Origin of the sequence: Gluconacetobacter brunescens (assembly GCF_048695475.1) — a bacterium.
Classification (GTDB): Bacteria; Pseudomonadota; Alphaproteobacteria; order Acetobacterales; family Acetobacteraceae; genus Gluconacetobacter.
Map to the genome: position 1 here is coordinate 495,470 of NZ_JBLHEN010000001.1, position 13,053 is coordinate 508,522.

The 13,053-nt window shown below is 66.3% G+C and carries 13 protein-coding genes and 1 tRNA gene; 12 read left to right on the forward strand and 2 right to left on the reverse strand.

Features of this window, described 5'->3' with window-relative positions:
• The first annotated feature begins 250 nt into the window (after nt 1-250).
• Together ACMAUO_RS02145 and ACMAUO_RS02150 are read left to right on the forward strand one after the other, a co-directional pair.
• Complete coding sequence (locus ACMAUO_RS02145; RefSeq protein WP_420355350.1) at nt 251-1,420, forward strand: oxalate decarboxylase family bicupin; 1,170 nt, start codon at nt 251-253, stop codon at nt 1,418-1,420.
• 8 nt (nt 1,421-1,428) lie between these two features.
• A complete protein-coding gene (locus ACMAUO_RS02150) occupies nt 1,429-2,079 on the forward strand; it encodes a YoaK family protein (RefSeq protein ID WP_420355351.1) in 651 nt (216 codons plus the stop codon).
• 151 nt (nt 2,080-2,230) lie between these two features.
• Here ACMAUO_RS02150 and ACMAUO_RS02155 read toward each other — a convergent pair.
• A tRNA-Gln gene (locus tag ACMAUO_RS02155) sits at nt 2,231-2,304 on the reverse strand.
• 169 nt (nt 2,305-2,473) lie between these two features.
• On the opposite strand from ACMAUO_RS02155, the gene ACMAUO_RS02160 reads away from it, so the two are divergent.
• On the forward strand, nt 2,474-3,607 hold the full coding sequence (locus tag ACMAUO_RS02160; protein ID WP_420355352.1) for a Ppx/GppA phosphatase family protein: 1,134 nt from the start codon (nt 2,474-2,476) through the stop codon (nt 3,605-3,607).
• Nucleotides 3,604-4,398 (forward strand): RlmE family RNA methyltransferase, encoded by a 795-nt coding sequence (locus tag ACMAUO_RS02165; protein WP_420355353.1) that lies wholly within the window; start codon nt 3,604-3,606, stop codon nt 4,396-4,398. The genes ACMAUO_RS02160 and ACMAUO_RS02165 overlap by 4 nt, the downstream gene beginning before the upstream one ends.
• 45 nt (nt 4,399-4,443) lie before the next feature.
• Here ACMAUO_RS02165 and ACMAUO_RS02170 read toward each other — a convergent pair whose 3' ends face one another.
• Nucleotides 4,444-5,358 carry an ROK family protein gene (locus ACMAUO_RS02170; RefSeq protein ID WP_420357176.1) on the reverse strand — a complete coding sequence of 305 codons (915 nt, stop codon included), beginning with the start codon at nt 5,356-5,358 and terminating at the stop codon, nt 4,444-4,446.
• Nucleotides 5,359-5,484: 126 nt separating this feature from the next.
• Here ACMAUO_RS02170 and ACMAUO_RS02175 point away from each other — a divergent pair, with 126 nt between their 5' ends.
• From ACMAUO_RS02175 to ACMAUO_RS02210, 8 genes are all read left to right on the forward strand, one after another.
• Nucleotides 5,485-5,730 carry a sulfurtransferase TusA family protein gene (locus ACMAUO_RS02175; protein WP_420355354.1) on the forward strand — a complete coding sequence of 82 codons (246 nt, stop codon included), beginning with the start codon at nt 5,485-5,487 and terminating at the stop codon, nt 5,728-5,730.
• 143 nt (nt 5,731-5,873) lie between these two features.
• The gene (locus tag ACMAUO_RS02180) at nt 5,874-6,104 is read left to right on the forward strand and encodes an exodeoxyribonuclease VII small subunit (protein WP_114728417.1); all 231 of its coding nucleotides are present in this window, start codon (nt 5,874-5,876) and stop codon (nt 6,102-6,104) included.
• A 7-nt stretch (nt 6,105-6,111) separates the two neighbouring features.
• Entirely contained in the window at nt 6,112-7,047 is a 936-nt protein-coding gene (locus ACMAUO_RS02185) for a polyprenyl synthetase family protein (protein WP_420355355.1), read from the forward strand.
• A gap of 5 nt (nt 7,048-7,052) precedes the next feature.
• The gene (gene dxs, locus ACMAUO_RS02190; RefSeq protein WP_420355356.1) at nt 7,053-9,059 is read left to right on the forward strand and encodes a 1-deoxy-D-xylulose-5-phosphate synthase; all 2,007 of its coding nucleotides are present in this window, start codon (nt 7,053-7,055) and stop codon (nt 9,057-9,059) included.
• Between the two features lie 16 nt (nt 9,060-9,075).
• Nucleotides 9,076-9,819, forward strand: coding sequence for a TlyA family RNA methyltransferase (locus ACMAUO_RS02195; RefSeq protein WP_420355357.1), 744 nt, complete (start codon nt 9,076-9,078; stop codon nt 9,817-9,819).
• 93 nt (nt 9,820-9,912) lie between these two features.
• Complete coding sequence (rlmN, locus tag ACMAUO_RS02200; RefSeq protein WP_420355358.1) at nt 9,913-11,130, forward strand: dual-specificity RNA methyltransferase RlmN; 1,218 nt, start codon at nt 9,913-9,915, stop codon at nt 11,128-11,130.
• Nucleotides 11,131-11,270: 140 nt separating this feature from the next.
• Nucleotides 11,271-12,500 carry an argininosuccinate synthase gene (locus tag ACMAUO_RS02205; RefSeq protein ID WP_114727037.1) on the forward strand — a complete coding sequence of 410 codons (1,230 nt, stop codon included), beginning with the start codon at nt 11,271-11,273 and terminating at the stop codon, nt 12,498-12,500.
• A gap of 47 nt (nt 12,501-12,547) precedes the next feature.
• Nucleotides 12,548-13,039 (forward strand): FKBP-type peptidyl-prolyl cis-trans isomerase, encoded by a 492-nt coding sequence (locus tag ACMAUO_RS02210; protein ID WP_114727036.1) that lies wholly within the window; start codon nt 12,548-12,550, stop codon nt 13,037-13,039.
• The last annotated feature ends 14 nt before the right edge of the window (nt 13,040-13,053 follow it).

Consider the following 13,053-nt stretch of genomic DNA (forward strand, 5'->3'; position numbering starts at 1 on the left):
TGTTAATTGGCATAATATATATTAAACAGCTTATTATTTAATAATTACTCTTGTTTTTATTTTCGACACATATCCTGACGACTGAACCCATGGAAACGTCCAGCGGACACGCGCGGCACCAGATCGTGAGATGCGACCAGCAATGATCACATGGGCGTGAGAAATCGGGATCCTTGATCCGTGTCAACGGCTCGCCGACAGCGATTTGACATATTATGTCATAAACCAAGCCTGATCAGGAGGTATTCCGATGACCGATCTTCCATGGCTCATTTCAAAGCCCGAAGCGCCGGAACCCATTCGCGGCGATCGCGGCGCCAGCATTCTCGGCCCGCGCAATCTTGCCCGCGAACGCGAAGTACCCGATCTGCTCGCTTCGCCGGATACCGACGCCGGAACCATTCCCAACCTGAAATTTTCCTATGCTGATGCGCGCAACCGCCTCGGTTCGGGCGGCTGGGCGCGCGAAATCACCATTCGCGAACTTCCCGCCGCCACGACACTGGCCGGCGTCAACATGCGCCTCAAGCCCGGCGGATACCGCGAGTTGCATTATCATAAGGAAGCCGAATGGGGCTTCATGATCGCAGGCAAGGCCCGCGTCACGGCCATCGACACCGAGGGGCGGCCGTTCGTCGATGATGTCGAGGCCGGCGATATCTGGAACTTCCCGGCCGGCATTCCCCATTCCATCCAGGGACTCGGCGACGAAGGGTGCGAATTCCTGCTGGTCTTCGATGATGCGAATTTCTCGGAAAACGAGACGTTCCTTGTCAGCGACTGGTTTGCCCACACGCCGCGACACATCCTCGCGAAAAATTTCGGCGTGCCGGAATCCGCTTTCGCCCATCTGCCCACCGAGGTCGAAAAGACCCGCTGGATCTTCAACGGCACCGAGCCCACGGTTGCGAAGCAGGATGCGATCAAGTGCCCTCAGGGCCCGTCGCCGATCCAGTACACGCATCGCTTCCTGAAGCAGGAGCCAGCCCGGGCCGCCGGCGGGACCGTCCGCGTCGTGGATTCCCGCAATTTTCCGGCGGCTTCCACGATCGCCGCCGCGATCAACGTCGTGGAACCAGGGCGGCTGCGTGAACTCCATTGGCACCCCAACAACGACGAATGGCAATATTTTGTCCGTGGCCGCGCCCGCATGACTGTTTTCGCCTCGGGCGGCAAGGCGCGGACCTTCGATTACTGCGCCGGCGACGTGGGTTATGTGCCGCTGGGCATGGGTCATTATCTGGAAAATATCGGCGATGAGCCGATGGTGTTCCTGGAAGCCTTCAAGAGTGACCGGTTTGCCGATTTCTCGGCCAATCAATGGCTCGGCCTGTCGCCGCGCCAGATGGTGAAGGAGCATCTCAACCTCGATGAGGAAACCCTGTCGAAACTGCGCCAGGACAAACCCCTGATCGTCTGATGCTCTCCATGACCCACTCGGCGCTGCGGGTGGCGGCGCTGAGCCTTGTCGCCGGTTACGTGGACGCCGTGGGGTATGTGGAACTTCATGGCATCTTCAGCGCCGCCATGACCGGCAATTCGACCAATTTCGGCATTTCTCTTGCCGAGCGGGACTGGCCGAAGGTGGCCGCCATCGGCACCGTCCTCGGCCTGTTTTTCTGCGGCGCCCTGGTCGCCAGCCTTCTGCGCCGCAGCCTGCGCGCCTACCGCCACGAATGGCTCTGGATCGCGGCCCTTCTCGTCCTGGCCCAATGCCTGCACTGGTCCCACGCCGCCGGCACGGGGTCGCGGGCCGAGACCCTGCTCCTGACCGTCGCGATGGCCATGCAGGGCGAAGTTCTCTCCCGCTTTTCCAGTGTCTCCGTGCAGACGATCGTCGTTACGAACAACATCGTCAAATTCGCCGACAATGTCGCGGGGTTTCTCTGGGCCTCGAAGCGCGGAAAGCCCGCCTTTTCTCTTGCCGCCGCGCTGCCCGGCCTTGGCTGGGCAGGCTGCATCGCCGGAGCATTTCTCTCGGTTCTCGTGCGCCATGCGACATCCGGCTACTTCCTGTTGCCGGTCCCGCTCCTGCTCGGCCTCTGCTTTCTCTGCCCTGGCGACCTGGAGCAGGATTGAACGCGGCTTCGTCGCGAGAACCCGACGACAGACGCGGGTATCCCCTGGCAAGAGGCGACGACGGAAAGCGCGTCTGCTGCATTCAAGGAGATCCACACGCGGGATTCCCGATAGAGCAACGTATTTCGTCGATCGATTTTAAAGGAAATATTGGCTGGGGGACCTGGATTCGAACCAGGGCTGACCGGGTCAGAGCCGGTAGTTCTACCGCTAAACTATCCCCCAACCGGGTGACCGGGCTTAGTGCCGTGCGGTGAGGGGCTGATAGCATCGGCCATGGAGCGTGACAAGCACCTTTCCGTGCTGTTTTTTCAATCGGACATATTTGTCTTGCCCTGCGTGCGGGTCAGCACACAGTATATACTCCATACGGTGGTGGCAGAGGGACCGTCCGATGGACAGTACGATGTCCTGGCGCGATGGCCAGGAGGCGACGCGACTCCCCCGTGCTTCGGGATTTCGGCCGAATCGCGGCATGCTGGGCATGTTCGGCGCGATCGATCTTGGAACGAATAATTGCCGGCTGATGATCGCCGCCCCGCATGCCGACGGTTTTCGGGTCGTCGACAGCTTCAACCGGATCGTCCGGCTGGGCGAAGGCCTGCAACGGACCGGGGAACTCAGCCCCCACGCCATGGATCGCACCATCGAGGCGTTGCGGATCTGCGCCATGCGCATGGAGCGCCGGCGGCTGTATCGCTACCGCGCGGTCGCGACCGAAGCCTGCCGCCGCGCCGGCAACGGCGCGGCCTTCATCGCGCGCGCCCGGCAGGAAACCGGGCTGGATATCACCGTGATCTCGTCGCGCGAGGAAGCCGAACTGGCGATGGAAAGCTGTTCGGCCCTGCTGCATGACGACCGGGTGTCCCCCACCCGCACCCGCGCGCTGCTGTTCGATATCGGTGGCGGCTCGACCGAAATCGCCTGGGTCCGCACCGACCGGCATACCCGCCGCCAGGATCTCAGCGGCTATCTCAGCCTGCCGGCGGGCGTGATCACCCAGGCGGAGCAGTTCGGCGAGAGCGCGTTCAGCGAACAGGGCTACCAGCGGATGGTCGAGCAGATCGCCAACCAGTTGCGGGCGTTCGAGGCCGTGCATTGCATTCGCCGCGAAATCAGCCGCGGCAATGTCAGCCTGATCGGCACCAGCGGCACCGTCACCACCCTGGCCAGCATCGCCCTGTCGCTGGCGCGCTACAGCCGAACGGCGGTGGACGGCACGATCCTGGAGGCCGGACCGGCCCTGGAGGCGATTCGCACCCTGGCCGCCATGGGGCCGGTCGGGTTGAGCCAGCACCCCTGCGTCGGCCCCGACCGGGCCCAGTACGTGATGCCGGGCTGCGCGATTTTCGAGGCGATTCACCGGGTATGGCCGGTGCCGGAAATCATGGTGGCCGATCGCGGCCTGCGTGATGGTATGCTGCTGCGCATGATCAACGATTCGACCAGTGTGGCCATGCCTTCGTCACCCTCTCCCCTGCCCTTTGCAGCATCCCGGCCGCCGGCGATGGGCGTATCGCTTCCATGAAGCGTCGCCCTCCCGCCGGAGGCGGCGGAAAATCACGGGTTCCCGGCAAGGCTCTCAGCAGCAGTTCAACCCCCGGCACCGGCAATGCGGCGGCGGATTCCGGTGCCGCGCGCTCGACCCGGAGCCAGGCCGTATCGCTGCGCACCGCGCGGGGCCGGACGACGGCCCAGCAGCGCTGGCTCAACCGACAACTGAACGACCCGTATGTGCAGGCCGCCCGCAAGCAGGGCTGGCGGTCGCGCGCGGCCTTCAAGCTGATCGAACTGGATGACCGCTTCCATCTGATCCGCCCCGGCATGCGGGTGGTCGATCTCGGCGCGGCGCCGGGCGGATGGACGCAGGTGGCCGTCAAGCGCGGCGCGAGCAATGTCGTGGGCGTCGATCTGCTGCCGGTCGATCCCGTTGCCGGCGCCACGATTCTCGAAGGCGATTTCAACGACCCAGATCTGCCGGACAGGCTGACGGAATTGCTGGGCGGCCCGGCGGACCTCGTCCTGTCGGACATGGCGCCGAATACGACCGGCCATGCCCCGACGGACCATCTGCGCATCCTCGGCCTGGCGGAACTGGCCCTGGATTTCGCGCTGAAGGTGCTGGCACCAGGCGGCACCTTCGTCGCCAAGGTCTTTCAGGGCGGGTCGGAGAAGCAGATGCTGGAACCGATGAAACACGCCTTCGCGACCGTTCGCCACGCCAAGCCGCCGGCCAGCCGCAAGGAATCGAGCGAGCTGTATGTGGTCGCAACGGGTTTCCGCCCCGATCGGGTTCTTCCCAAGCAACCGGAAGAGTAAAGGAGGCGGTTTAAACCCGCCTCCACAAACCGTCTCTCGGTCCCGTTATGCGGCAACCTCGTCCGCCGACCATAGCCACGCCGCGCCGCGTACGCCGGAACTGTCGCCATGCTGGTTGCGGATGACAGGCGTATTGCACTGTGGCGTGATGACGTAACGGGGCATCAGCAACGGCACGCGGGCGTATATCGAGAGCAGGTTCGACACCCCGCCCCCCAGAACGATGACATCCGGATCGAGGAAGTTGATCGCCATGGCGCAGGCCCGCGCCAGACGGTCCACATAGCGGTCCAGCGCGCCGATGGCGGCGATGTCCCCCGCTTCGGCTGCTGCCTCGATGCCTGCCGTGTCGCGATGGCCCGGCCCTTTCCAGTCCTGCGCCAGGGCCGGGCCGCTCAGGAATCGTTCCAGGCAGCCCTCGTTGCCGCAGAAACATTTGGGAAACGGCATTTCCGTGATTCGCGGCCAGGGCAGCGGGATGTGCCCCCACTCGCCGGCGATATGGTGCGCGCCGGTCAGCAGCTTGCCGTCCACGACCAGCCCGCCGCCCATCCCCGTGCCCAGAATCACGCCCAGTACGACGCGGCGGCCTGCACCGGCACCGTCCACGGCCTCGGACAGGGCAAAGCAGTTGGCATCGTTCTCGACCCGGACCTCGCGTCCGACGGATTCGGTCAGGTCCCGCCCGAAGGGCTGGTTGTTCAGCCAGGTGGCGTTCGCGTTCTTGATCAGGCCACTCTCTGGGCTGATCGAGCCTGGAATGCCGATGCCCACGGTTCCCGTGCCGCCCAGTTCGGCATCCATGGCGGCAACGAGATCGCGAATGGCCGTGACCGCGCCAGCGTAATGTCCCGGGTTGGCGATGCGTCGCCGGACCAGCTCCCGGCCGTCCGCGCGGGCCAATGCCGCGATTTCGATTTTCGTTCCGCCAAAATCGATTCCAATCCGATAACCGGTCATGTCCGTCCCGTCAGCCGTGATATTTTCCATGGTCGCCATTTCTTCTATGGTGCGACCTTTCGTGTCGTAAAGTCACCCCCAGGCAGAGGGTTCGTGATCCGCTGCCGCCTTCCGGAGTCCGCCGCCATGAGCGAGACGCTGCTCGACGTCAAAGGGTTGAGCTGCCCCCTGCCCGTCCTCAAGGCCAATCGGGCCCTGCGGAGCATGCAGCCGGGCGACCGGCTGCGCGTGATCGCGACCGACCGGGCCAGCGTTGCGGATTTCCAGGCATTCTGCCGTGAGACGGGCCATGCGCTGATCGCTTTCGGCGAGGATGGCGGCGTGCTCTCTTTCGTGATCCGGCGCCGGCCCGAAGCGCCGGCAGCCCCATAGGACGCCATTACTTGCCTGTCCGTTCCAAAGACGTGCCCTAAATGCCACAGGCGGCACAAAATCCCCCTATCCGCCCTATGCCCTTGGCAGAAGCGGCCACCTGGGAGTAATTCCTGCGCCTCATGATGGAAGTACCGCACCCAATGACGGAAGATCTGTCCCAGCTTTCCTTCGAGGATGCCCTCGCGCAGCTCGAGGATATCGTGCGCAAGCTCGAAGGCGGACAGCTTCGCCTCCAGGATGCCATCGCATCCTACGAGCGTGGGGCGGCCCTGCGACGACACTGCGAAAGCAAGCTGAACGAGGCGGATGCCCGCGTTCAGGCGATCATCCAGCGGGCCGATGGCGCGCTGGAGACGAAATCGATGGATTGACGTACCGATGAGCCACACCACAGCGACCGCCCGGACAGGGCAGACCGCGGACCGCGCCAGCCTGCTGCGGTCTTCCCTGTCGACACGGGCCACGGCCGTCGAAGCCGCCATCGACAGCCTGCTGCCCCCGGTGCCGGGTGCCGAAGGCCGGGTGATCGACGCCATGCGCTATGCCACGCTGGGCGGCGGCAAGCGCCTGCGCGGCTACCTGACGGCGGAAGTCGCCAGCCTGTTCGATGTGGACGCCACCCGGTCCTATCGCGTCGCGGCGTCGGTCGAGATGCTGCATGCCTATTCGCTGGTGCATGACGACCTGCCGGCCATGGATGACGACGATCTGCGCCGTGGCCAGCCCTCGACGCACCGCAAGTTCGACGAAGCGACCGCCATCCTGGCCGGCGACGCACTCCAGACGATGGCCTTCGAGATCCTGGCCGACGAGGCCACCCACCCCGACGCGACCATCCGCATCGGCCTGGTGGCCGCCCTCGCCGCCGCCTCGGGCGCGGCCGGCATGGTCGGCGGCCAGATGATCGACATGGAAGGCGAAGGCCGTTCGCTGTCCCTGCCGGAAGTCGAGCGCCTGCATGCGCTCAAGACCGGCTGCCTGATCCGCTACGCGGCCGAGGCCGGGGCGATTCTCGGGCAGGCCGATCCGTCGGTGCGTGCCCGCATCGCCGCCTATGGGCGTGACCTGGGCGCCGCCTTCCAGATCGCCGACGACGTGCTGGACGCCACCGCCAGCGCCGAGGAACTGGGCAAGACCGCCGGCAAGGATCTGGCGGCTGGCAAATCCACCTATGTCGCCCTGCTGGGCGTGGATGGTGCCGCCCGCGAGGCACGGCGCGTGGCCGAACAGGCGGAAGCCCATCTCGATATCTTCGGGCCCGAAGCCGACCGGTTGCGGGACCTGATTCGTTACGTCGTCGATCGCAGGAGCTGAAGACCATGGCCGAAGACAAGAGCCGCGCCGAGATCCCGGACGACGCGATCCCGACGAAGGGCCGTTTCCCGCTGCTGGACCGCGTGCAGTCACCGCGCGACCTGCGCAACCTGTCGGTGGACCAGTTGCGCCAGTTGGCCGAGGAATTGCGGGCCGAGACGGTCGACGCGGTCTCGACCACCGGCGGCCACCTGGGCGCCTCTCTGGGCGTGGTGGAACTGACGGTGGCGCTGCACGCGGTGTTCGACACCCCCGACGACCGCATCATCTGGGATGTCGGCCACCAGGCCTACCCGCACAAGATCCTCACCGGCCGGCGCGAGCGCGTGCGCACCCTGCGCCAGCCCGGCGGCCTCTCGGGCTTCACCCGCCGCAGCGAGAGCGAATACGACCCGTTCGGTGCCGCCCATTCCTCCACCTCGATCTCGGCCGGCCTGGGCATGGCGGTGGCGCACCACCTGCGCGCCGAGCATGACCCCGCCTACCGCGAGCGCAACGTGGTGGCGGTGATCGGCGACGGCTCGATCTCGGCCGGCATGGCCTACGAGGCGATGAACAACGCCTCGGTCGCCGGCCCCGGCGCCGGCCGCCTGATCGTGGTGCTGAACGACAACGAGATGTCGATCGCCCCGCCGGTCGGCGCCATGTCCAACTACCTGTCGCGGCTGATGTCCTCGCGCCAGTTCCTCGGCCTGCGCGACCTCGCCGGCAAGGTGGCCCGCCGCCTGCCCGAGCGGCTGGAACGCACCGCCAAGAAGGCCGACGAATACGCGCGCGGCATGATCACCGGCGGCACGCTGTTCGAGGAGCTGGGCTTCTATTATGTCGGCCCGGTCGACGGCCACGACCTCAACCAGCTGGTGCCGATCCTGCGCAACCTGCGCGACGCCGACGACAAGGGCCCGATCCTGCTGCACATCCTCACCGAGAAGGGCCGCGGCTACCGCCCGGCCGAATCGGCGGGGGACAAATATCACGCGGTCGCCAAGTTCAACGTCGTCACCGGCGTGCAGAACAAGGCGCCCCCCGGCCCGCCCAGCTACACCTCGGTCTTCAGCCGCGAGCTGACGCGCCGGGCGAAGCAGGATGACAGCATCGTCGCCATCACCGCCGCCATGCCGTCCGGCACCGGGCTCGACGCCTTCGCCCGCGCCTATCCCGACCGCTTCTTCGATGTCGGCATCGCCGAGCAGCATGCGGTGACCTTCGCCGCCGGCATGGCCACCGAGGGGCTGCGCCCGTTCTGCGCCATCTATTCCACCTTCCTGCAACGCGCCTACGACCAGGTGATGCATGACGTGGTGCTGCAGAACCTGCCGGTGCGCTTCGCCATCGACCGTGCCGGCCTGGTCGGCGCCGACGGCGCCACCCATGCGGGCGCGTTCGACATCAACTACCTGGGCTGCCTGCCCGGCATGACCATCATGGCCCCCAGCGACGAGCTGGAACTGCTGCACATGACGGCCACCGCCTGCGCCTTCGACCAGGGCCCGATCGCGCTGCGCTACCCGCGCGGCAACGGCCTGGGCCTGGCCCTGCCCGAGGAAGGCACGGTGCTGGAAATCGGCCGTGGCCGCATCATCCGCGAAATGGGCCGCCAGGCCGGACGCGAGAAGGGCGGCATCGCCATCCTGTCGCTGGGCACCCGCCTGGCCGAGGTGCTGAAGGCCGCCGACGTCCTGACCGCCCAGGGCCTGCCTCCGACCGTGGCCGATGCCCGCTTCGCCAAGCCGCTCGACACCGCGCTGATCGAAAACCTCGCCCGCAACCACGCGGTGCTGATCACCATCGAGGAAGGCGCGGAGGGCGGCTTCGGCGCCTATGTCATGCACCATCTGGCGCGCACCGGCCTGCTCGACAGCGTCCGCTTCCGCCCCATGACGCTCCCCGACCGCTTCATCGACCACAACACGCAGGACGCCCAGTATCGCGAGGCCGGTCTCGACGCCACCGCCATCGCGGCAACCGCCCTGCACGCCCTGGGTGTCGCGTCCTCGCAGCAGACGGCCTGATCCGGCGGCAGCGATCATGGCCAAGCAGCGCGCGGACCAGATGCTGGTCGATCGGGGCATGGTGGAAAGCCGTGCCCGCGCCCAGGCGCTGATCCTGGCCGGGGTGGTCTATACGGGCGACCGGCGCGTGGCCAAGGCCGGCGAGCAGTTGCCCGAGGATGCCCCGCTGCTGCTGAAGGGCCAGGATCATCCCTGGGTCTCGCGCGGTGGCGTCAAGCTGGCCCACGCGCTGGAGCATTTCGGCCTGGACCCGGCCGGTGCCGTGGCGCTGGATGTCGGGGCCTCGACCGGCGGCTTTACCGACGTGCTGCTGACACACGGGGCGACGAAGGTCTTCGCCGTCGATGTCGGGCATGGGCAACTGGCATGGAAGCTGCGCAGCGACCCGCGCGTGGTGGTGCTGGAAAAATGCAATGCCCGTACGCTGGACGCGACGACCATCCCCGACCCGATCGACGTGCTAGTATGCGATGCCAGCTTCATCGGCCTGCGCACCGTCTTGCCGGCTGGCCTGGCACTGTGCAAGCCGGGAGCCTGGGCGGTGGCGCTGATCAAGCCGCAGTTCGAGGCCGGGCGCGAGGCCGTGGGTGCCAAGGGCGTGGTGCGCGACCCGGCGGTGCATGACGCGGTCTGCACCATGATCCAGGAATGGTGGTCCACCCTGCCCGGCTGGACCGTGCTGGGGGTCGAGCCCAGCCCAATTACCGGCCCCGAAGGCAACCGCGAATTCCTGATCGCCGCGCGGCGCGACGCAGAGTAATTCCCCTTTTTCCCCGAGAATGTGATAGGCAGCGCGGATTCAGCCCATTCGCGCCGCGAATACGCGCGGCGCCTGCCCGATGAGTAGCCGTTCATGACCGCCGTTTCCGCTTCAGCGCCCCAGCCCCCCGCCGAGACCGGCCTCGCCGCCTCGCTCACCGAGGCCGAGCGCCAGCGCATCCTGGCGAAATCGGCCCTGTTCGCCCCGCCGACCGGCATGCTGCCGGACGGACGGCGCGACCTGGTCGGCCTGTCGCGTCAGGAACTGACCGAGGCGCTGGTCGCGATCGGCGAGAAACCCTTCCGCACCAAGCAGATCTGGCACTGGCTCTATCATCAGGGCGTGACCGATTTCTCGCGCATGAGTTCGATCGCCAAGCCGTTGCAGGCGAAGCTGGCCGAACGCTTCGTCATCGGCCGGCCGGAAGCCACCACGGTCCAGACCTCGAACGACGAAACCCGCAAGTTCCTCTTCCGCTTCCGCGACGGGCAGGAGGCCGAGACGGTCTATATTCCCGATCGGCGCGAGGATCGCGGCGCGGTCTGCATCTCCTCGCAGGTCGGCTGCACGCTCTCCTGCACCTTCTGCCATACCGGCACGCAGAAGCTGGTGCGCAACCTCGGCGCGGCGGAGATCGTCGGCCAGTTCATGGCGGCGCGCGACAGCTATGGCGAATGGCCCAGCCCCCGGGGCGAGACACCGCGCCTGCTCTCGACCATCGTGCTGATGGGCATGGGCGAGCCGCTGTATAATTACGAAAACGTCGCCAAGGCGATGAAGATCGTCATGGATGGCGAGGGCATCGGCCTGTCGCGCCGCCGCATTACCCTCTCCACCTCCGGCGTGGTGCCGATGATGGACCAGTGCGGATCGGAACTGGGGATCAATCTCGCGATCTCGCTGCACGCCGTGCGCAACGACCTGCGCGACGAGATCGTGCCGCTGAACCGCAAATATCCGATCGAGGACCTGATCGCCGCCTGCCGCCGCTACCCCGCCGCCAGCAACGCGCGGCGCATCACGTTTGAATACATCATGCTACGCGGCGTGAATGACAGCGAGGCCGATGCCCGCGAACTGGTGCGGCTGATCGCCGGCATTCCGGCCAAGGTCAACCTGATCCCGTTCAACCCCTGGCCCGGCAGCGATTACCGGCCCTCGACGCGCGAGCAACTGGCCAAATTCGCCCAGATCGTGATGGATGCCGGCTTCGCCTCGCCCATCCGCATGCCGCGCGGCCGCGACATCCTGGCCGCGTGCGGGCAGTTGCGCACCGAAAGCCAGCGTGAACGCCGCAGCCTGCCGGCCTGACATCCCGGCGGGGCGCATCTGCATTTCCGGCGGGCCCCCGCTGGCACCATCTTTCATCCGATGCTAGGAGGCGGGGATCAGGCGCCCCGCCGCCCGCATTCTTTCACCTCTTCAGATTCGACGACAGGAGATCCCGTTCCATGGCCGCAAAGGACGTCAAGAAGGTCGTGCTCGCCTATTCGGGTGGTCTCGATACGTCCGTGATTCTGCGCTGGCTGCAGACCACCTATGGCTGCGAGGTCGTGACCTTTACGGCCGACCTGGGCCAGGGCGAGGAACTGGAGCCGGCGCGCAAGAAGGCCGAAATGTTCGGCGTGAAGGAAATCTTCGTCGAGGATCTGCGCGAGACCTTCGTGAAGGACTTCGTCTTTCCGATGTTCCGCGCCAACACGCTGTATGAGGGCCAGTACCTGCTGGGCACCTCGATCGCCCGCCCGCTGATCGCCCAGCGCCAGATCGAGATCGCCGAGGCGGTCGGCGCCGACGCCGTCGCCCATGGCGCGACCGGCAAGGGCAACGACCAGGTGCGCTTCGAGCTGGCCTATTACGCGCTGAAGCCCGACGTGACGGTGATCGCGCCGTGGCGGGAATGGGACCTGACCTCGCGCACCCGCCTGCTGGCCTTCGCCGAGGAACACCAGATCCCCATCGCCAAGGACAAGCGCGGCGAGGCGCCGTTCTCGGTCGATGCCAACCTCCTGCACTCGTCCTCCGAGGGCAAGCTGCTGGAAGACCCCGCCGTGGGGCCGGACGAAATCGTGTTCCAGCGCACCATCTCCCCCGAGGCCGCGCCGGATGTGGCGACCGAGATCGCGATCGACTTCGTCTCCGGCGACCCGGTGGCGCTGAACGGCGTGACCCTCTCCCCGGCCACGCTGCTGACGCGGCTGAACGAACTGGGCAAGGCCAACGGCATCGGCCGGCTGGACCTGGTGGAGAACCGCTTCGTCGGCATGAAGTCGCGCGGCATCTACGAGACGCCGGGCGGCACCATCCTGCTGGCGGCGCATCGCAGCATGGAATCCATCACGCTGGACCGCGAGGCCGGGCACCTGAAGGACAGCCTGATGCCGCGCTATGCCGAGATCATCTATAACGGCTTCTGGTTCTCGCCCGAGCGCCGGATGCTCCAGGCCCTGATCGACGAGAGCCAGCATTCGGTGACCGGCCGCGTGCGGCTGAAGCTCTACAAGGGCAATGTGATCTGCGTTGGGCGCGAAAGCCCCAACAGCCTGTACGACACCCGCGTCGTGACCTTCGAGGATGACGAGGGCGCGTACAACCAGGCCGATGCCCAGGGCTTCATCAAGCTGAACGCGCTCCGCCTGCGCCTGGGCGCGCAGATCGGACGCCGGGGCGGCGCGCTGTAAGCGCGGCGTCCCCTCCTGCCCTTCCATTTCCGCCAAACCGAGGTGTCATGAAACGTCTGTCCCGCGTCACTTCCCTCCTCCTGGCATCCGCGACGGCCCTGTCGCTGGCGGCGTGCGGCGCACGCCCCGAGGAATCCAAGCCGGACATGACGCCCGAGCAGTTCATGGCCAAGATGCGGGCCCAGCCTGGCGTGAAGAGCCTGCCTGACGGCCTGGCCTACAAGGTGCTGGAAAGCGGCCCCAAGGACGGGCAAAGCCCTTCGGTCGGCGACGGAATGATGGTGATCTATGAAGGTCGCCTGCCGGAAGGCGGAATCTTCGACAGTTCCGACCAGCACGGCAAGGGCGCCTATATGCAGATGCCGCTGGACGGCGTCATCAAGGGCTGGATGGAAGCCCTGCCGATGATGCATGTGGGCGATACCTGGATGCTCTATGTGCCGCCCGAACTGGGTTACGGCCATCGTTCGATGGGCATCATCCCCGCCGACAGCCCGCTGATCTTCAAGATCCAGCTTCTGGGCGTCTCGAAACAGTAAGCGTGGGAGGCGCG